We start from the raw sequence: 17,985 nt of genomic DNA, 5'->3' as shown, positions 1-17,985 counted from the left end.
CGGCGAAAAAAATCAAGCCGTCGCCTACGCACTTCTGACTAGAGGTCGTGACAGCAGTGTTCTCGGAGTCGAAGAAGCCTTAGCCCAACTGGAGGCGAACTTGACAACAGCCCAACGCAATTTTGCTGGGTACTTGGTCAAGGAAGAAACCATATTTCCCCTCTATTTCGAGCCAGACGATGCCATTGAATCAGTTTTCAGGAAAGATCGCTGATTAATCCAATTGCTCGAGTTGATCAAGAAGGTCATTCAGTTCTTGCTGCTCTCGAGCAATTTCTTGCCGCATGCGTGCCGCGCGTCGTGCAGCCTTATGAGCCTCCTCATAAATCCGACCCCTCTCTTCAATCACATCCGAAGCGCGTATATCCGGGATAACCGTGGGTACGTCGTGGGCATCCAGGCTTTTCAAGCTTTTCCCCAATGATCCGGTTTTGCGAGCCGTGGATACAACCTTTCCAACCAAGGGAATGGCATTCAACCCCACGTCCCTTGCGAACTCGATTGTTCTATCCACTCGCTCCGCATCGATTTGGTTCACGCGCCCCATTTTCTGACCAATGGTCTTTGACAGTTCCACGCTGGTGTTGATCAGGTTCTCGATCACCGTTCTTTTGTATGCGATTTGATCTTTCAATACGGATTTAGGGCCCGCATTCCCCGGCTGGCCGGTTGTCGTGGGTCCATCCATGGGGCGGCTCGGAGAACCACCGGGACCGAATTTACCCTGCCCCAACAGCGTATTCATGATCTCCCGACCCACTTCCTCGGCTGTCGGGTCGCGCAGGGGCGGGTCGGACATGGAAGGGGGGCTGGGCGCTGGGGTCCTGGGCGCTGGGGTCCGGTCGGTGAGCCCCTTGCCGAGCGGATCCCCAGGCCTGCTTGAGGGAAAAGTACGGGATAGGGTATAAGTGCGATGGTGCCCATGATGGCGAAGATCGAGCGCCGCTCTGGACTTGAATATAAGGGGGCGGTATGGGACCATTCAGTCATGCGTGTATACAAGATACTATCGCTTGGTTTTTTTTTGGCACTGGCGCCACCCTATACACTGGCCGCTTTCTATTCCTGGTCGGCCCATGCCGATACGGTCCGACCCGAAGATACCAGAACCGCCGTCAAGCGGGATGTGTTCCAATTTTTTGGCCTTAAGGACTGCGGCTCCTTTCCAAAATTGGTACTCGATTCGAGCAATGAAACGGATGGCCTGCCGGCCTATGCCACCGGACTTGTGTATGAATTTGGAATCTGTATGCCTGTGAACAAGGGAATGGCTCTGCAGGCTTACGATCAGGCTCGGTCTATCAGCAATCCCGCTGCCGCGCTGCGCATGGGTATCATTACCGAGGGCCTAGATGCCGATCAACGGAGAGCCTTTCGGTCGCCGCGCTCCTATTTTCGAGAAGCTGCCGTCAAACTCGTGGTTCTGGAACCAAGCGACCGTGAAACGACGATCCTTGCCTTGATGCTTCCCGGGGAAACCATTCCTCGCCTTTTCCAAGAGCAACTCATAGAGGCAATCGAGATCAATGATGGAACGGCGGAGCAGTTGTTTGCGGCTTCCCTGGAGGTCCTTTCGGGCCAGGATATTCCCAAAAATGAGATGATCGGTCGCCATTGGATGATGCGGAGCATGGCGAAGGGCCATGTGGAAGCCTCGTACATGATTGGTACCTGGTACCTGGACGGCATCCATGGGCCCACGAGCCCCCGGTCCGGGCTTATCTATCTTTGGGATGCGGCCTCCAAAGGATATGGAGCCGCGGCACGGGACCTCGGGCTGCGGTACTTGAATGGAAAGGCCGTCGGGAAGGACCTGAAAAAGGCTTACATCTGGTTGTCGCGCGCAGAGGTTTATGGTCAGGATATTTCTGTAAACTTGATGATACTCCGTGAAAAATTATTGGAAATGGACGATATGACCGTAGAGGACCACCACCACATTCAGTTGATGATAGAAAATCATGATACAGTAGTGCCATTTTAATAAATTTTTCTACTTATCATTACTCTAATTCCATGTTTTTTAATTTATCCTCTTCAGCTTTTACAAGACCATCGTATCTTTCTAGAATATTTTTTGTTATATTTATCTTGTCCCTGATTCCTGCAATCTCACCTGCTTTTTCCAAAGCGTTTCCAACATTACTCACGATACTCAATGCCCCAAAGCCACGACTTACAATCTTTGATAGACCGCTCGGATGGGATGAAGTGGCAACGCCATACTGGGCCTGTCCATATGCAAATTTTGCCTTATTGTATTGGTCTTCAAGTTTTCCTAGGCTCAGGACCCATAAAAGGGATTCCCAATAGTCGGTGGACATGATTCCCTTCCCTGGAATTTTAGGGAGGGGAAAGCCGATGCAGAGCCATCATTTCTGGTTGTCCGACAAACAATTCGAACGCCTTCAACCGTTGCTGCCGAACAAAACAAGAGGCGTCCCGCGCGTCGATGACCGGCGGGTGATCAGCGGCATCATCCATGTTCTTCGCCACGGCTTGATGTGGCGTGACGCGCCCGTCGCCTATGGACCGCACAAGACCCTGTACAACCGCTTCGTCCGTTGGAGCGAGGCCGGAGTGTTCGACCGGATCTTCGCCACCCTGGCCGCCGAAAGCACGGCCACCCATACGGTGATGATCGACGCCACCCATCTCAAGGCCCACAGGACGGCGGCGAGCCTGCTCAAAAAGGGGCTGTTCCCCGCCGTATCGGGCGCACCAAGGGCGGCCTGAATTCGAAACTGCATGCCGCCTGCGATGCCGATGGAAAGCCCCTGATCCTGCTGCTGACCGAAGGACAAGTCAGCGACTATCGCGGCGCCGACACCATGCTCCCTGCATTCCCTGATGCCGACGACCTGATCGCCGACAGGGGATACGACAGCGACCGTTTCCGCCAGGCCCTGCTTGATCTCGGCATCGAGCCCTGCATTCCAGGTCGCTCGAACCGCAAAGAGGAAATCCTTTACGATAAAGCCCTCTACAAGCAGCGAAACTTGATCGAGCGCATGTTCGGTCGGCTCAAGGACTGGCGGCGTATCGCCACCCGCTACGACCGTTGCGCCCATACCTTCATGAGCGCAATCTGCATCGCCGCAACCGTCATCTTCTGGTTATGAGTCCTGAGCCTAGTTCTACCTGAAGCCCTTTGACGACACTCTTATAATTATTAATATTAAACTTCTTATCATCTATTTCTCTCTCTTTGGATATTTTCTGCTTGGCTTTGGCCTGGCGTTCCGCCTCTTCGCGTTGCTTCTGTTTTGTCTCTTCCTCCGCCTGCCAGGCGGCCAGGGCCCGTTGGTGGCGGCGCTCGGCATCGGCGAACTCGGCGGCGGGGTTCTTTGGTGGAGCTTGGGTCACAAGGCCCGGCGCCTTGGGATTGGTTTCCAGAATCGAAATAGCCGGACTTCCGCCCCCACCTTGCGGGGCGCCATTGTCGTTACTGCCGCCCTCATCATCGAGACCGGGATGGCGATCCAGAGATGCAGAGGCTTGGCGAGGATGCGGACGTGCTTCGATTAATTTTGTGGACTGTTACCGTAACCCTGTTTCTGCTCGGGAACGTATTTCTATTATAAGTTCAATTTTTTCTTTGTATTTATTTATAAAATTGTTGGTAAAATCGACACCACCGCGAAGTGGGGGCTCAAGTAATATTTTTTCATATAGGTCTTCAATTTCCAGGTTTCGTTTCCCTGTTCTCTCCAGCTCGTCTTTCGCGATGCTCAGCCAAGCTCTCCCATTAATATATTCGTATTCTGAGGAATCTCGGCTACCCAGTTTTACTGCTACATCAATGATTGCTTCCAGATCTCCCATCATTGCTCTCTTATACAAGGCGATGGCTTGAGGGTCATAATCGGGATCATCCGTCCAAAAGCCTCGAAAGTATGCCAGTGAATCTGACGGCAATGAGTTAGAAAACAATGATATACTAAAATTACAATCGAATTTATTGTTAATATATAATGCAAAACCTTCTAATATTTCTTTTTTTCTTTGGCAGTCATTCATTAAAACAATATGTATTAAATTACTCCTTCCATCAGGAAATGATGTCAAATATCCAGTAGATCTTGGTTCACGGGTATTTATGAAATTATTCAATTCATCATGGAAAATAGAGTAAAATTGGACTGGGTTGCGCTCTTCCTGTTTCCATACCACTTGCAGTACCGCGCCGCATTTCTGTCGGCTGTACCGTGGTTCAAAAGTGACGGATTGGAGCAGGAGTGCTTCGGATACCTCTCCGCTCACACTTGGCTTCCAAGATTCGAATGCCTGCTTGCATTCGAAACGTTGCCAATAGCCTGCAATAACAAGGGCTAGAACCAGGATCGCCCCTGGGAGTGCGATCCTGGTTAATTGATGTCTATTGATCGCTGCCATCTACCTTTTCAACGATTGCGGGATTCTCGCCATTCCGCAGTACCAGCCGGGACTTCGGCATTAATGAATGCGGGGCTCTCGTTACCATGGTATGCGGATTGCGGTGGGGTATCAATAGTTACCTTCCATCCGTCTGGATTTTCGTATGGTGGTGCAAAATATGTTGTTGGACTGGATGCATTTAGGCCTGGCAAGGCGGGGGCTTGGTGGCCCCCGTCCAGACCCGCAACCGGCTGTCACCGTAACCTATTACCGTAACCTGCAGAAATTCCAAGGCATCGAGTCCCGGTTTGCCTGCCGCCAGGACCCGGTCCTCGGCGACTTTGTAGTCCTTGGCCAGGGAGGAGGCCTGAGCCTTGGCCAGATTGCGAAATTGGAGATCGCAATCAAATTATTGATCTGCGAGGTGGTAGCCGATACCATCAATTTAAAGGTGTATTTTAAGGTGTAGATAATGGCTGTTGGGGAACGGACTCGATCATTTCTTCGCAAATATGGTCGACCTATCACTATGGCTATACTTGCCATCAACCTAGCCTTTGCCGGTCGGTCTGTTCTGATCGAGTATGGCGTCCTTGAACCCGATAATGAATTGCCCACTGTTTTCAAGGCCCAAATTTCCGATGATCGGATCGAAACGCTCTACCGGAACGGCACACAGCTGTATGATGAGGGAAAACGGGAAGAGGCCTTTGTTCTGCTGCTACAAGCGGCAGAAAATGGACATGCCAAAGCCCAATTCAATGTGGCAGAAATGTACCAATACGGATGGGGCGTTTCGAGAGACCGCTGTCTGGCAACGGAATGGTTCGACCACTCCGCAAGAGGCGGCTTTCCACCGGCGCAATACGAAATGGGCTTGATCTACCTTGCCAACCGCTCGGTTATCAGTGATTCCATTACTCGGCTATTGTGGATCCTCGAAGCAGCTCGAAACAGATATCCACCCGCAGTCGAGGCTCTCGAAAATGGCGACGCCTATGACGATGCTTTCCTGTCGGCGAAGGATGCTTTCACTGCGCGAAAAACGCATGAAACCTGGCGAGCTGAAGAACATACCCCAGCGCAAATTATAGATATACCTTTTATACCCTATATTACGCGCCCTGCATCATTATATGGATTTGTAGGTACGTGTTGATAATTTGCAGTACGGCTTAAAGTCATTCATTCCGATTCCTTTGTTTTATTTCATTCTTCAACGCAGGTGTCTCGGCATAGTCTTTATAGAGACCGGTCAAGGCAAAGGCGGCGCCGATTACGGCCAGGACGTCGCGCACAACGGGAGTCGTTTTCGCCATACCCATCGAGAATGCTGCAAGCTCAGAAGCTGCACCGATGGTTGACGGCCTGTGATCTTGGTTGGCTTTTATTCTGGACTCTAGCTCCTCATCCGACATCACCGACATGTCCCATGTGGGATTGGTGAGATTGTCGACCACCTTTCCGTGGAGATCGCGGGCTAGGTCTGGATGGGTCCGGGAGAGGGACTGGATGGATTGCAAGGAAGCCGAGCGCGCCTTGTTGCGGTCCGTGGGAGTCCTGGCGGCGCGCAGTCCGGCCAGGGATTCCAGGGCATTGAGCCCTGGTTTACCCGCCGCCAGGACCCGGTCCTCGGCAACCTTGTAGTCCTTGGCCAGGGCCGAGGCCCTGGCCCGCGCGGCAGCGGCCTCTTCTTCTCGCTGCTGTTTGTCGTAGGCCTCCTGCCGCTGCTTGGCTTTGGCCTGGCGTTCCGCCTCTTCGCGTTGCTTCTGTTTTGTCTCTTCCTCCGCCTGCCAGGCGGCAAGGGCCCGTTGGTGGCGGCGCTCGGCATCTGCGAATTCGGCGGCGGGGTCTTTTTTCGGGGCTCCCGTCACGGGCGCAGATACCTTGGGATTGGTTTGATCGGTCAAAACAGCGGGACGGCCCCCACCATCTTGAGCAGGTTTGCCGCCTTCGCTCTTCTCCTGAACCCCATTGTCGCTCTCGACGGCGGAGCCATTGTAGTCTCCGTCATTCTGGCCACCGGGGTTGGTGTCATCATGCCAGCTTCCAACACCGGTGTTGTTCCAGATTGGTGGGAAATGAATATCAGGGCTGGGTTATGCACTACCGTCCCTACGATGCAGCAATCCATCACCAGGCCTTTCAATGATTGTATTTCATGATATATTTTATCTAAGAGTAACTATTGGCTTGGAACATCATGCATTTCTTGTCCAGATTGATGGTGAGACCGCGCACCTATCAGGATTGGTCGATCCGAATCGCGCAATTGTTTTTAGCCACCAATTTTATGGCCGCCGGATATACGGCTCTGATCGATTTCGGAATAATAGCTCCAGACAACCAGTTGCCGGCAGGTATCGTCGCCACGTTGCCAGACTCAGAGATCGAGAATCTCTACGATAAGGGCATGGCATTGTTTAAGAGGCAAGACTATGAGAAGGCCTTTCCATTCCTACATAGTGCGGCTTGGAATGGGCACCTGGATGCGCAGTATCGAACCTCTTTTCTATATTCGGCAGGCTTTGGCGTCGAGCATGACGATTGCCTATCGGTCGAGTGGTCTGATCAGGCCGCCAGAATGGGCTACGCCCGTGCTCAAGTGAGCCTGGCGAACGAACTTGGGGGCCCTGGAGGTGCGAACAGCGGCTTGGCCTGGTCTGCAAAGCAGCGATTGCACTGGATCCTGGAAGCTGCCCAAAGGGGTGATCCGACAGCACAAGAATCACTCGCCAACGGAAAGGCTTTCGATGATTGGTTCCTCACTGAAAGTGATGTCCTTAAGGTACAGGAGCAACATCACACCTGGAAACCGCAAAAACAAGAGCCCGTTCGCGTTGTAAGACTGCCATTCATACCGTTCGTCACTCGCGAGGGGATGGTGCTTCTTGGGCATTTTGGGGGGTGCTCAGCGTTATTTTAGCTGCATATCCTTCACCTTGATTCCGCGTTGGTCCAATTCTTTCTCGAGAGCTCCCGCTTCGTGTGCTTTGTAGAGGCCATACGCATCGGCAGACAATGCTGCAGCCTCAATGGCCAGTTTGGCTTGTGGGGGCAGGGGCGCCTGCCTGGAGGCCAAAAAAGTACCGGTTAACGCTGCGGGAATAGCTGTGTTTGCTGGGTTCGCAGAAGCTTTATATCTCTCGATCAGCTCCTCATCCGACATCAACGACATGTCCCATGTGGGATTAGTTAGATTGTCGACCACCTTGCCGTGGAGATCGCGGGCTAGGTCTGGATGGGTCCGGGAGAGGGACTGGATGGATTGCAAGGAAGCCGAGCGCGCCTTGTTGCGGTCCGTGGGAGTCCTGGCGGCGCGCAGTCCGGCCAGGGATTCCAGGGCATTGAGCCCTGGTTTACCCGCCGCCAGGACCCGGTCCTCGGCGACCTTGTAGTCCTTGGCCAGGGCCGAGGCCCTGGCCCGCGCGGCAGCGGCCTCTTCTTCTCGCTGCTGTTTGTCGTAGGCCTCCTGCCGCTGCTTGGCTTTGGCCTGGCGTTCCGCCTCTTCGCGTTGCTTCTGTTTTGTCTCTTCCTCCGCCTGCCAGGCGGCAAGGGCCCGTTGGTGGCGGCGCTCGGCATCAGCGAATTCGGCGGCGGGGTCTTTTTTCGGGGCTCCCGTCACGGGCGCTGATACCTTGGGATTGGTTTGATCGGTCAAAACAGCGGGACGGCCCCCACCATCTCGAGCAGGTTTGCCGCCTTCGCTCTTCTCCTGCCCCCCATTGTCGCTCTCGACGGCGGAGCCATTGTAGTCTCCGTCATTCTGGCCACCGGGGTTGGTGTCATCATGCCAGCTTCCAACACCGGTGTTGTTCCAGCCGCCGCTGTCGGACCAGCTATCGGATTGCTGCCAGAACTCCAGCAGCCCGGTCTTTGGATTGATCGACCCGCCGTCGGTAACCTCGTGCAGGAAGCGCGCTTCCTCGGGAGTCAGGTGGGCCAGGATGGTGTCGCCGTAGCGGCCCATGCCCGTTAGGGCCCGCGCCGCATGGCGGGCGGCCAGGGTGGCATCCAACTCCCGGCGGTCCTCGGCCTCCAACAGCGGATTGGCAGACCAATGAGTCTTGACCTGGTCCCGTTCCGCCGGGTCTTCGGGAAAGGCCCACTTGAACCAGTCATAGACCTTCTCGGTGGCCTGTTTGTGATTGCGGTGAAAGGATTCGTGATAGCAGTCCGCGCCCATGACCCGGGCCATGTCCGAGGTGGTCCAGGTTTCAATGGGTCGGGACAGCACCCCTTCCGCCACATCATTGGATACGGGTTTCCTCCAATCCCAATCGTAATCGGCTGGATTGGCGAAGGCGGCGAAGGCACGCGCCCGGCGGCTAAGAGGGAAAGCGGAAGGCATGGTCCTGACTCCTGAAATAGATGGATAATCACAAACAGAAAAAGAACATAAGGCGCATTCATTCTGAAATCAAGGAAAAAAAACAATGTTGTGCGTTTACAGGCCTATTTTTGTTGATCACCATTCGGCGCGGATCTGCGCAATACGCTGAATTCAAATAGAAAAAAAATCCAGGTTGCTGAAAAAGTCCGATTTCGAGCCTGTGGCGACACATGCTTCGACAGGCTCAGCATGAGGGCCTTCGAATTTTCAACTTGTTAGCCTCACCCTGAGCTTCCTCATCCCGAGCTTGTCGAGGGACGAAGGGTGACGCGGGCCGTCGGACAACACTGTGTCAGCAGTCTGAACCGCCTTTCGGAGAAGCGGTCCGAGCCGTGAATAATAGTTGGGGTGGCGGCGACCTCGACCGGAAAGTCACCCATTCAGCCGATCATCAGCCCAGACCGAATCAGGAGCCCTCGAAGGACGCCCGCTCAGATATGCTCCACATCCACGTCGCCGTGACGGTGACCATAGTGGTCGGTCAGCTCGGCGCCTTCAGGACGCTCCGCATGGGTGCGGCGTTTCTTGGCCGGGCTGAGGAACAGCCGAGTTTGTTCATCCAGGATGCGTAGCGTGGCCATAGTGGCGGTCAGACCGGCGATCACCGACAGATTGACGGCGGCGGAGCCCAGCATAAAGGCCTGGGGAACCTGGGGGGATGTCAGCATGGGACGACCCTCTCGATTGAAGGAACGAGTCGTCCATTCTACCACGAATTTAGATGTTATGGCAGGCGACAGCCGATGATCCAATGCAGCATCTCCGGATGGATGCGCGCGCCCTTGAAATTGCAGCGCCAGACCTCGATGCCGGTGAAATCCACGTTGCTCAGATCGGCGCCGCGCAGGTCGGCCTCGGTGAGATCGGCATAGGACAGATTGGCCTCGCGCAGATTGGCATTGCGCAGATTGCAAAAAGACAGATTGGCGCCCGAAAGATTGGCCCGGGCCAGATCCGCATTGGTCAGGTTGGAGCCGCGCAGGTCCGCATCGGACAGGTTCACCCCCCGCAGGTCGACCCCTTCCAGCTCCGCATTGACCAGGATCGCCCGATGCCCGGAGGCCACATCGGCGCCCCATTGCTGATGCTCGGCGAGAACCTGATTGAGCTTTTCGGCTTTCATGGGGGCTCCTTGGGTTGGCGTACTTCGTTAGTGTGGCACAGGGCTAGGATCCGAATCAATTGGCCACCGACGGACCATTATCTTTGACAAACTTGATTCGATAGTTTTACAATTAGACAATCATCGAAATATCGAGGAAGAAGCGGTCATGGACGCCAAGCGCTTGGCCAAGATCATGAAGGCCCTATCCAACGAGAACCGCCTGGCGCTGTATCTGGAAATCGCCAAACAGGAAGAATCGGATTTTGAGCGGCCGCCCTGCAATGTGAGCGAGATCGTCAGCATGCTCCGGCTCAGCGCGCCGACGATCTCCCATCACCTCAAGGAACTGTCCAACGCCGACCTGATTGTGACCGAGAAGCGCGGCAAATATCTCGTCGCGCGGATCAACAAGGAAACCTTGGCGGAAGTGCAAGGCCTGTTGGCTGGAATCGAGGGATCCCGATGAAGCGGAAGACCAAACTCGCGGCGGTGCTGGGCCTGGTCGGCTTGGCCGGAAGCGGATTGGCCCTGGGGCTGGGCGCCGAAGGGTCCACGAGTGACCAGGCGCAAGGGCAAGGGGCGATCACCACCTCGCCCCAGTGGCGGGACGGCAAATTCGTCAACGAACGACCGGTCATCGAGTCCAGCTTCTTGGAGATGCTCTTCAAATGGATGCGGGGAGCGGAAAATACCGTTCCCCGGGATCCCCTGCCGGTGATGGATCGTGTGGCCAGCGACTTCGCCCTGCCACCCCAAACCGGGCTGCGGATCACCTGGCTCGGTCATTCGACCCTGCTGGTGGAAATGGAAAACCGCCGCATCCTGGTCGACCCGGTATGGAGCACGCGCGCCTCCCCGCTCCGCTGGATGGGACCCAAGCGGTTTCACCGCCCCCCGCTTTCACTGGCGGACCTGCCCGAGATCGATGCCGTGGTCATTTCCCACGACCATTACGACCACTTGGACCAAGAGGCCGTTCAGGCGCTCGGAGATCGGGTCCCGCTCTACATTGTCCCCCTGGGTGTCGGCGGCCATTTGCGAACCTGGGGCGTGGCGCCGCAGCGGATCATCGAACGGGACTGGTGGGAGACATTTTCCCTGGGCGATCTTTCCTTTACCGCCACCCCGGCCCGTCACTTTTCCGGTCGCTCGCTGATCATGGCGGACAGGGACAAAACCCTGTGGTCCGGCTGGGTCATTGCGGGGCCGAAGCATCGGATCTACTACAGCGGCGATACGGGCATGTTCCCGACCTTTGGCGAGATCGGCAAGCGGCTGGGGCCATTTGATGCGGTTCTCATGGAGATCGGGGCCTACAATGCCCTATGGCCGGATGTTCATATCGGCCCGGAACAGGCCATCGAGGCCCGTCGTGCCTTGGGGAGCGGCCTGTTCATCCCGGTGCACTGGGGAACCTTTGACCTGGCGCTTCACGCCTGGACGGAACCGGTGGAGCGCCTGCTGGCGGCGGCGGATCAGGCGGGGGTGCCTGTGGCGGTTCCACGACCGGGAGAAAGCATCGAGCCCGCCCAGCCTCCCGCGGTCACCCGCTGGTGGCCCCCGGTCCCCTGGCAGACAGCGGATCAGGCACCGCTGATCTCCAGCGGCCTCAACCCGGTCACACGTCCAAATTGACCACTTTCAACGCATTGGACTGAATGAATTCCCGGCGCGGCTCGACCACGTCGCCCATGAGGGTGGAGAACACCTCCTCGGCCTCGTCGGCGTGGCTGACCCGCACCTGCAACAAGGAGCGTACATTGGGATCGAGCGTGGTTTCCCAAAGCTGTTCCGGATTCATCTCGCCCAGACCCTTGTAGCGCTGCACCGAAATGCCCTTGCGCCCGGCCTCCATGATGCCGTCGAACAGGTCTACCGGGCCATTGACCGGCAGCTCCCGCTCCTTGATCATTAGCTTGGCCGCCGCGCCATAGGTCTGACGCAGGGCATCCGCCGCCTCGTTCAGGTGCCGGGCCTCGGCACTATGCAAGATCGCCTTGTCCAGACGATGCACCTCGGTGACCCCGCGCAGGGTACGCAAAAGCTGAACAGCGGCACTATCCGCCGAGCCCTGCCAGCCTTTTTCCGCCTCGCTGGCGAAGAATTCCAGACGCGCGGCCACCGCTGTCGCGGCCGTGGCGGCACGGGATGGATCGGTGAGCAGGTCTTCGGTCAGAATACCCTCAATCGCGGCTTGCTCGACCACCGCCAGGGGCACCTTGTTGGTCAGCCCGTTGAGCAGGCTCTTCATGCCCCGGGCCGATTCCACCAGGACCTTCAGGTCGTCGCCCGCCACCTGTTGGCCATCGGCCAGGGTCAGCACAGCGCCTTCGGAAATGGCGGTATTCATCAGGTATTCCTCCATCGCCGCGTCGTCCTTGAGGTAGACCTCCGACGATCCGCGCTTGGCCCGATAAAGGGGTGGCTGAGCGATATAGAGATAGCCCTTCTCGATCACTTCGGGCATCTGACGATAAAGGAAGGTGAGCAAAAGGGTGCGGATATGCGAACCGTCCACGTCCGCATCGGTCATGATGATGATCTTGTGATAGCGGCATTTCTCGATGTTGAAATCTTCGCGTCCGATGCCGGTGCCCAGGGCGGCGATCAAGGTGCCGATTTCCGCCGAGCCGAGCATCTTGTCGAAGCGGGCCCGCTCCACGTTGAGGATCTTGCCGCGCAGGGGCAGGATGGCCTGGGCCCGTCGATCGCGACCCTGTTTGGCCGACCCGCCGGCCGAATCACCCTCGACGATGAACAGTTCGCTGAGCTTCGGGTCGCGCTCCTGACAATCGGCCAGCTTGCCGGGCAGGGTGGAGATATCCAACGCCCCCTTACGGCGGGTCAGTTCGCGGGCCTTGCGCGCCGCCTCGCGGGCGGCGGCGGCCTCGACGATCTTGCCGATGACCCGCTTGGCCTCGTTGGGGTGCTCCTCGAACCATTGTTCCAGGCGGTCCCCGGCGACGCTCTCGACGATCGGGCGCACTTCCGACGACACCAGCTTGTCCTTGGTCTGCGAAGAGAATTTCGGGTCCGGCACCTTTACCGAAAGCACACAGGTCATGCCTTCGCGGGCATCGTCGCCGGTGATGCCGACCTTTTCCTTTTTGGTGATCCCCGATTTGGTCGCGTAGCTGTTGATGGTGCGGGTCAGGGCGCCGCGGAAACCGGCCAAATGGGTGCCGCCATCACGCTGCGGAATGTTATTGGTGAAGCAGAGCATGGTCTCGTGGTAGCTGTCGTTCCATTGCAGCGCGATTTCCACGGTCACCCCGTCCTTTTCGCCCATGGACGAGACGGTCTCCGGGATCAGGGCGTTCTTGGATCGGTCCAGATAGCGGACAAACTCCACCAGCCCACCTTCGTAATGCAGATCCACCGCCTTGGGCTCCACATGACGGTCGTCGGTCAGAGACAGCCGTACGCCGGAATTGAGAAAGGCCAGTTCGCGCAATCGGTGTTCCAAAGTGGCAAAGTCGAATTCGGTCTGGGTGAAGGTTTCCTTGGAGGGCAGGAAGGTCACATGGGTGCCGGTCTGGCCATTGGCGGGGCCCAAGATCTTCAGCGGTGCTTCCGCATCGCCATGCCGGAACCGCATCCAGTATTCCTGATTGCCGCGGAATACCCGCAGTTCCAGGGTTTCGCTCAGGGCATTGACCACCGAGACGCCGACCCCGTGCAGGCCGCCGGAGACCTTGTAGGAATTGGAATCGAATTTCCCGCCCGCGTGCAGCTGGGTCATGATGACCTCGGCCGCCGAAACGCCTTCTTCCTCGTGGATATCCACCGGCACGCCGCGACCGTTGTCGGTCACCGTCACCGAGCCGTCGGCGTTGAGAGTCACGGTCACCGTGTCGCAATGACCGGCCAGGGCTTCGTCGATGGCGTTGTCCACCACCTCGTAGACCATGTGATGCAGGCCGGTGCCGTCATCGGTGTCGCCGATATACATGCCCGGACGCTTGCGCACCGCCTCCAGGCCCTTGAGGACCTTGATGGATCCGGCGCCATAGTCGTCGGCGTTTTCGGGGGTATCGGTGGTCTCGCTCATCTCTCAATCCTTTGGGGCCGCAACCCCGTCTTCCACATGAAAAAACCGCGCCCGACCGCGCAAGGGCGCGAACAGGGCCGGATCGGTGCCGGTCATCCAGGCCTGAGCCCCAAGACCGAACAGTTCTTCGAACAGCGCCTCGCGCCGCTCTTCGTCCAAATGCGCGCCCACTTCGTCCAGCAGGACCAGCGGCGCCGCATCCCTCTCGAAGGCCCGCATGCGGGCATCGGCCAGGATAATGGCGATCAGCAACGCCTTTTGCTCGCCCGTCGAACAGAGGTGGGCAGGCAGATCCTTGATCCCGTGGCGGACCTCCAAGTCCGAGCGATGGGGCCCCACCGGGGCGCCGCCGCGTTCCCCGTCGGTGGGGCGTGAACCGACCAGGGTCTGACGCAATCGCTCTTCCACGTCCAAGGCCGGCGCATTGCCCAGCCAGTCTTCCAGCGTCCCATTCAGGCTCAACCCGGCGCGGGGGAATGGTCCGCTGGCCAAGGCACAAGCATCGTTCAATCGCTCGACCATGTCCTTGCGCGCCGCCACGATGGCCACGGCCCGCGCCGCCATCGTCTCTTCCAGCCCCGCCAGCCAGGCCTCGTCCGGACGCCGCCCCGAGTCCAGGGAATCGCGCAACAGTTTGCCGCGCTCGCGCAGAGCATGGTCATAGCCGGTCAGACGCCCCGAATGGGCCGGATCGAAACCAAAGACCAAACGATCGAGAAACCGGCGCCGGGCGCCGGGGCCATCCTGGAACAGCCGATCCATCTGCGGCGTCAGCCACACGGCATTGACCACTTCGGCCAGAGCCGATTGATTGCGTGCTGGTTCGCCATCGATACGGACCAGGCGCTTCTCGCGGCCCTCGGTGCTTGTTTCCAGGCCGGTACCCACATCCACCCCGCCCACCGGGGTTTGCAGATGCGCCGCCACCGCCCAGTTGCCCTTGCCACCCACGCGGCTGGGCTCGTTCAACGGCACCCGGCGCAAGCCTCGCCCCGGCACCAGAAAGGACAGGGCCTCCAATACATTGGTCTTGCCCGCGCCATTGGGTCCGGTGAGCACAACCGGGTCGCCGCCGGTCTCGAAGCGCTGAAAGGCATAGCAGCGGAAATCCGACAAGGTCAGGCGTTCCACTGCCAACCTGTTCCGGCCCTCGCCCGGATCCGGAATCGACCGGGGTTTGGCGTCGGACATGGGGTCCCGCTCCCTGGGTTCGGCCGCCATACGAATGGTCATGGGCGCATCGGCCTCATACGCGCATCGGCATCAGCACATAAATGGCGCTGGCGTCCCCGGCATCGCGCAGAATGGTCGGCGAAGCCGCATCGGACAAAGCCATCTGAGCGGAATCGCCCTCGACCTGTTGCAAAATATCGAGCAGATACCGGGAGTTGAAGCCGATCTCCACCGAGTCACCGCCATAGGCGATTTCCACTTCCTCCGTCGCCGAACCGGCATCGGGGCTGGAGGCCGCCAGGGTCAGCGTGCTATCGACGATGCCCAGTTTGATGGCCCGCGATTTCTCCGCCGAAATGGCCGATACGCGATCCACCGCCTCGGCCAACAAACGACGATCCACGTCCACCAGCTTGTCGTTGGCCTGCGGAATCACCCGTTCATAGTCGGGGAAGGTGCCGTCGATCAGTTTCGAGGTTAGCACCGCCGAATCGAAGGCAAAGCGGATTTTGGTCTCGGACAGGGAGATCGAAACATCGTCGCCGGTCTCGTCGATCAGCTTGCGCAATTCGGTGACGGTCTTGCGCGGCACGATGACGCCCGGCATGCCCGCGGCCCCGGGCGGCAGCGGCACCTCGACCGAGGCTAGGCGATGACCGTCGGTGGCCACGGCACGCAACACATCCACGCCGTCGCGCTGGGCCGCATGCAAATAGATGCCGTTGAGGTAGTAGCGGGTTTCCTCGGTGGAGATGGCAAAGCGGGTCCGGTCGATCAGTCCGCGCAGTTCCCCCGCCGACAGGGCGAAGGTATGGGGCAGATCGCCGCTGGCCATCAATGGGAAATCCGTCGTCGGCAGGCAGGCCAGGGTAAAGCGCGAGCGACCGGCTTTCAGGGTCAGCTCGGAATCGTCGCCGGAGGTCTCCAGCGAGACTTGGGCCCCATCGGGCAGCTTGCGGACGATATCGTGCAGCGTATGGGCCGGCGCGGTGGTGGCACCGGGTGCCTCCACGTCGGTTTCCAGGCTCTCCACCATGTCCAGATCCATGTCGGTGGCGTTCAGGCCCAGGCGACCATCTCCGGCCTCTATCTTGACATTTGACAGGATGGGAATGGTGGTGCGGCGTTCCACGACGCTCTGCACATGGCTCAAGACCTTCAGCAGGTCCGCGCGTTCCAGAGTGATTTTCATGGGTATCAGAAGATCCGACTATGAACTGAAGAAATGGACGATAACCCCTCTTCACCAACAGCCTGAACGGCGCACCGGCAAAGGGGGCCCATTATAGGGGGAAAGGCTCTGAATTCCGAAGCAAAAACGTCGGCGACTCGGCGAGATTCCGGGATCAGCCACCCAGCATCCGACGCAGCAGTTCCACGTCCTCGGCGAAACCGGCATCACCGTCGCATAACTCATCCACCTTGCGCACCGCGTGCATCACCGTCGTATGGTCGCGACCGCCGAATTTACGGCCGATTTCGGGCAGTGACCGGCTGGTCAGTTGCTTGGACAAATACATGGCCACCTGCCGCGGGCGGGCCACGGCCCGGGCCCGACGGGCGGAATGCATATCGGCCATCTTGATATTGAAATGCTCGGCGACCTTTTTCTGGATCTCTTCGATGGTAATGCGGCGGTTGTTGGCCCGCAGCAGGTCGTGCAACACCTCTTGGGTGCTTTCCACCGAAATGTCGCGACCCACCAGCTGAGAGTGGGCAATGACCCGATTGAGTGCCCCTTCGAGCTCGCGGACATTGGAGGTGATCTTGTGGGCCAGAAATTCGGAGACCTTTTGCGGCACCTGAATGCCCAGGTGCTCGGCCTTGGATTCGAGGATGCCCAGACGCAGCTCGTAGGTGGTGGCATGGATATCGGCCACCAGACCGCACCCCAGGCGCGATTTCAGGCGTTCTTCCATGCCCTCCAGGTCCGACGGGGATTTGTCGGCGGAGACCACGATCTGCCGCCCTTGATCCACCAGGGCATTGAAGGTGTGGAAAAACTCTTCCTGGGTCGATTCCTTGCCGCCGATGAACTGCACGTCATCGATCATCAGCACATCGACCGAGCGGAAATGCTCCTTGAAGTCCACCGCCCGCTGTTCGCGCAGGGCGCGGATGAAGCGGTACATGAATTTTTCCGCCGACAGATAGACCACCCGGCGATTGGGATCGTTGTCGCGGATATGGGCGGCGATGGCATGCATCAGGTGAGTCTTGCCCAGCCCGACCCCGCCATAGAGAAACAGCGGGTTGAAGGCCACATTCTTGGTCTCGGCCACCCGTTGGGCAGCGGCATAGGCAAACTCATTGGGCTTGCCGATGACGAATCGGTCGAAGGTGAAACGCGGGTCCAAGGGCACGGAAATGCCGTCATCGGCCTGCATCTGATTCAACGCCCGCGCCGCGCCGGCCTCGGCCCGACCGGCGGCAGGCGATTCGGGCACGCTGGATTCCTTGAGCACCGACGGCGTACGGCTTTGCTGTACCACCACGTCAATGGTGCGAATCTCTGGATTCTCGTCGCCCCAGAAGGCCCGCAGGCGATCGGCATAGTGATCCAGCACCCAGTCGCGCATGAATCGGGTCGGGGCCGCCAGGCGCACCATGCCCGATTCGGCACCATGTACCGCCATGGGCTTCAGCCAACTGCGAAAGGCCGCCTCACCGATCTCGCCGCGCATGCGCGTACAGACCCGCGTCCATTGGCCTTCCAAATGGCTACCGTCAGCATTCATCGTCAAAATCGCCCTTCACCGCTGCGCCTTCGGTCCCCGGCGGGTCCCATTACGGGTCCCCTTGGGATCATGTCCTACCATGATAGTCCGGCCTGTATTCCGTCTCGGACCCCGGCCTGTGTATGGCACAAGCTTTCATTGATGTCCG

General features: G+C 58.1%; 19 protein-coding genes. 7 read left to right on the top strand and 12 right to left on the bottom strand.

Going from position 1 to position 17,985, the window contains the following annotated elements:
• Positions 1-214 precede the first annotated feature (214 nt).
• The gene (locus tag MGMAQ_RS00110; protein ID WP_046019921.1) at positions 215-745 is read right to left on the bottom strand and encodes a hypothetical protein; all 531 of its coding nucleotides are present in this window, start codon (positions 743-745) and stop codon (positions 215-217) included.
• Positions 746-922: 177 nt separating this feature from the next.
• Here MGMAQ_RS00110 and MGMAQ_RS00105 point away from each other — a divergent pair, with 177 nt between their 5' ends.
• The gene (locus MGMAQ_RS00105) at positions 923-1,984 is read left to right on the top strand and encodes a tetratricopeptide repeat protein (protein ID WP_158498732.1); all 1,062 of its coding nucleotides are present in this window, start codon (positions 923-925) and stop codon (positions 1,982-1,984) included.
• A gap of 19 nt (positions 1,985-2,003) precedes the next feature.
• Here MGMAQ_RS00105 and MGMAQ_RS00100 read toward each other — a convergent pair whose 3' ends face one another.
• Positions 2,004-2,324: a hypothetical protein gene (locus tag MGMAQ_RS00100; RefSeq protein WP_046019919.1), complete on the bottom strand. Its 321-nt coding sequence runs from the start codon at positions 2,322-2,324 to the stop codon at positions 2,004-2,006.
• Between the two features lie 37 nt (positions 2,325-2,361).
• Between MGMAQ_RS00100 and MGMAQ_RS20135 the strand changes: the two genes are divergently transcribed.
• Positions 2,362-3,122, top strand: a protein-coding gene (locus MGMAQ_RS20135) for an IS5 family transposase (protein ID WP_148560766.1) whose coding sequence is annotated in 2 segments (ribosomal slippage) — positions 2,362-2,682 and positions 2,685-3,122 — 759 coding nt in all. Because the reading frame shifts where the segments join, the coding sequence is not laid out codon by codon here.
• On the opposite strand, the gene MGMAQ_RS00085 is transcribed toward MGMAQ_RS20135, so the two are convergent.
• Both MGMAQ_RS00085 and MGMAQ_RS20550 read right to left on the bottom strand, forming a co-directional pair.
• Positions 3,106-3,366, bottom strand: coding sequence for a hypothetical protein (locus MGMAQ_RS00085; RefSeq protein ID WP_046019917.1), 261 nt, complete (start codon positions 3,364-3,366; stop codon positions 3,106-3,108). The two genes, MGMAQ_RS20135 and MGMAQ_RS00085, sit on opposite strands and share 17 nt — an antisense overlap.
• A gap of 174 nt (positions 3,367-3,540) precedes the next feature.
• Positions 3,541-4,395, bottom strand: a complete 855-nt coding sequence (locus MGMAQ_RS20550; protein ID WP_148560765.1) for a hypothetical protein — start codon at positions 4,393-4,395, stop codon at positions 3,541-3,543.
• Positions 4,396-4,540: 145 nt separating this feature from the next.
• On the opposite strand from MGMAQ_RS20550, the gene MGMAQ_RS00070 reads away from it, so the two are divergent.
• Together MGMAQ_RS00070 and MGMAQ_RS19090 are read left to right on the top strand one after the other, a co-directional pair.
• On the top strand, positions 4,541-4,846 hold the full coding sequence (locus tag MGMAQ_RS00070; RefSeq protein WP_046019914.1) for a hypothetical protein: 306 nt from the start codon (positions 4,541-4,543) through the stop codon (positions 4,844-4,846).
• A gap of 60 nt (positions 4,847-4,906) precedes the next feature.
• Positions 4,907-5,536, top strand: a complete 630-nt coding sequence (locus MGMAQ_RS19090; protein WP_052715990.1) for a tetratricopeptide repeat protein — start codon at positions 4,907-4,909, stop codon at positions 5,534-5,536.
• A 22-nt stretch (positions 5,537-5,558) separates the two neighbouring features.
• Here the strand turns inward: MGMAQ_RS19090 and MGMAQ_RS00060 are convergent, their stop codons facing one another.
• A complete protein-coding gene (locus MGMAQ_RS00060) occupies positions 5,559-6,287 on the bottom strand; it encodes a hypothetical protein (protein ID WP_046019913.1) in 729 nt (242 codons plus the stop codon).
• A 293-nt stretch (positions 6,288-6,580) separates the two neighbouring features.
• On the opposite strand from MGMAQ_RS00060, the gene MGMAQ_RS00050 reads away from it, so the two are divergent.
• Positions 6,581-7,303: a tetratricopeptide repeat protein gene (locus MGMAQ_RS00050; RefSeq protein ID WP_046019911.1), complete on the top strand. Its 723-nt coding sequence runs from the start codon at positions 6,581-6,583 to the stop codon at positions 7,301-7,303.
• Here the strand turns inward: MGMAQ_RS00050 and MGMAQ_RS00045 are convergent.
• The 3 genes from MGMAQ_RS00045 to MGMAQ_RS00035 form a co-directional block, all read right to left on the bottom strand.
• Positions 7,295-8,728, bottom strand: coding sequence for a hypothetical protein (locus MGMAQ_RS00045; protein WP_046019910.1), 1,434 nt, complete (start codon positions 8,726-8,728; stop codon positions 7,295-7,297). The genes MGMAQ_RS00050 and MGMAQ_RS00045 overlap by 9 nt on opposite strands.
• A 473-nt stretch (positions 8,729-9,201) precedes the next feature.
• Positions 9,202-9,438, bottom strand: a complete 237-nt coding sequence (locus tag MGMAQ_RS00040; RefSeq protein ID WP_046019909.1) for a hypothetical protein — start codon at positions 9,436-9,438, stop codon at positions 9,202-9,204.
• Positions 9,439-9,494: 56 nt separating this feature from the next.
• Positions 9,495-9,893, bottom strand: coding sequence for a pentapeptide repeat-containing protein (locus tag MGMAQ_RS00035; protein ID WP_052715988.1), 399 nt, complete (start codon positions 9,891-9,893; stop codon positions 9,495-9,497).
• Positions 9,894-10,041: 148 nt separating this feature from the next.
• Between MGMAQ_RS00035 and MGMAQ_RS00030 the strand changes: the two genes are divergently transcribed.
• Positions 10,042-10,341 (top strand): helix-turn-helix transcriptional regulator, encoded by a 300-nt coding sequence (locus MGMAQ_RS00030; RefSeq protein ID WP_046019908.1) that lies wholly within the window; start codon positions 10,042-10,044, stop codon positions 10,339-10,341.
• Positions 10,338-11,510, top strand: a complete 1,173-nt coding sequence (locus MGMAQ_RS00025) for an MBL fold metallo-hydrolase (RefSeq protein ID WP_046019907.1) — start codon at positions 10,338-10,340, stop codon at positions 11,508-11,510. Before MGMAQ_RS00030 ends, MGMAQ_RS00025 begins: the two co-directional genes overlap by 4 nt.
• On the opposite strand, the gene gyrB is transcribed toward MGMAQ_RS00025, so the two are convergent.
• The 4 genes from gyrB to dnaA form a co-directional block, all read right to left on the bottom strand.
• The gene (gene gyrB, locus MGMAQ_RS00020) at positions 11,494-13,926 is read right to left on the bottom strand and encodes a DNA topoisomerase (ATP-hydrolyzing) subunit B (protein WP_046019906.1); all 2,433 of its coding nucleotides are present in this window, start codon (positions 13,924-13,926) and stop codon (positions 11,494-11,496) included. The two genes, MGMAQ_RS00025 and gyrB, sit on opposite strands and share 17 nt — an antisense overlap.
• 3 nt (positions 13,927-13,929) lie before the next feature.
• Positions 13,930-15,117, bottom strand: coding sequence for a DNA replication/repair protein RecF (gene recF / locus MGMAQ_RS00015; protein WP_046022781.1), 1,188 nt, complete (start codon positions 15,115-15,117; stop codon positions 13,930-13,932).
• Positions 15,118-15,172: 55 nt separating this feature from the next.
• Positions 15,173-16,291 (bottom strand): DNA polymerase III subunit beta, encoded by a 1,119-nt coding sequence (dnaN, locus tag MGMAQ_RS00010; RefSeq protein ID WP_046019905.1) that lies wholly within the window; start codon positions 16,289-16,291, stop codon positions 15,173-15,175.
• A gap of 154 nt (positions 16,292-16,445) precedes the next feature.
• Entirely contained in the window at positions 16,446-17,837 is a 1,392-nt protein-coding gene (gene dnaA, locus MGMAQ_RS00005) for a chromosomal replication initiator protein DnaA (protein WP_046019904.1), read from the bottom strand.
• Positions 17,838-17,985 lie beyond the last annotated feature (148 nt).

Source organism: Magnetospira sp. QH-2 (assembly GCF_000968135.1).
Lineage (GTDB): Bacteria > Pseudomonadota > Alphaproteobacteria > Rhodospirillales > Magnetospiraceae > Magnetospira.
This window is presented reverse-complemented; position numbering and strand designations above follow the sequence as displayed.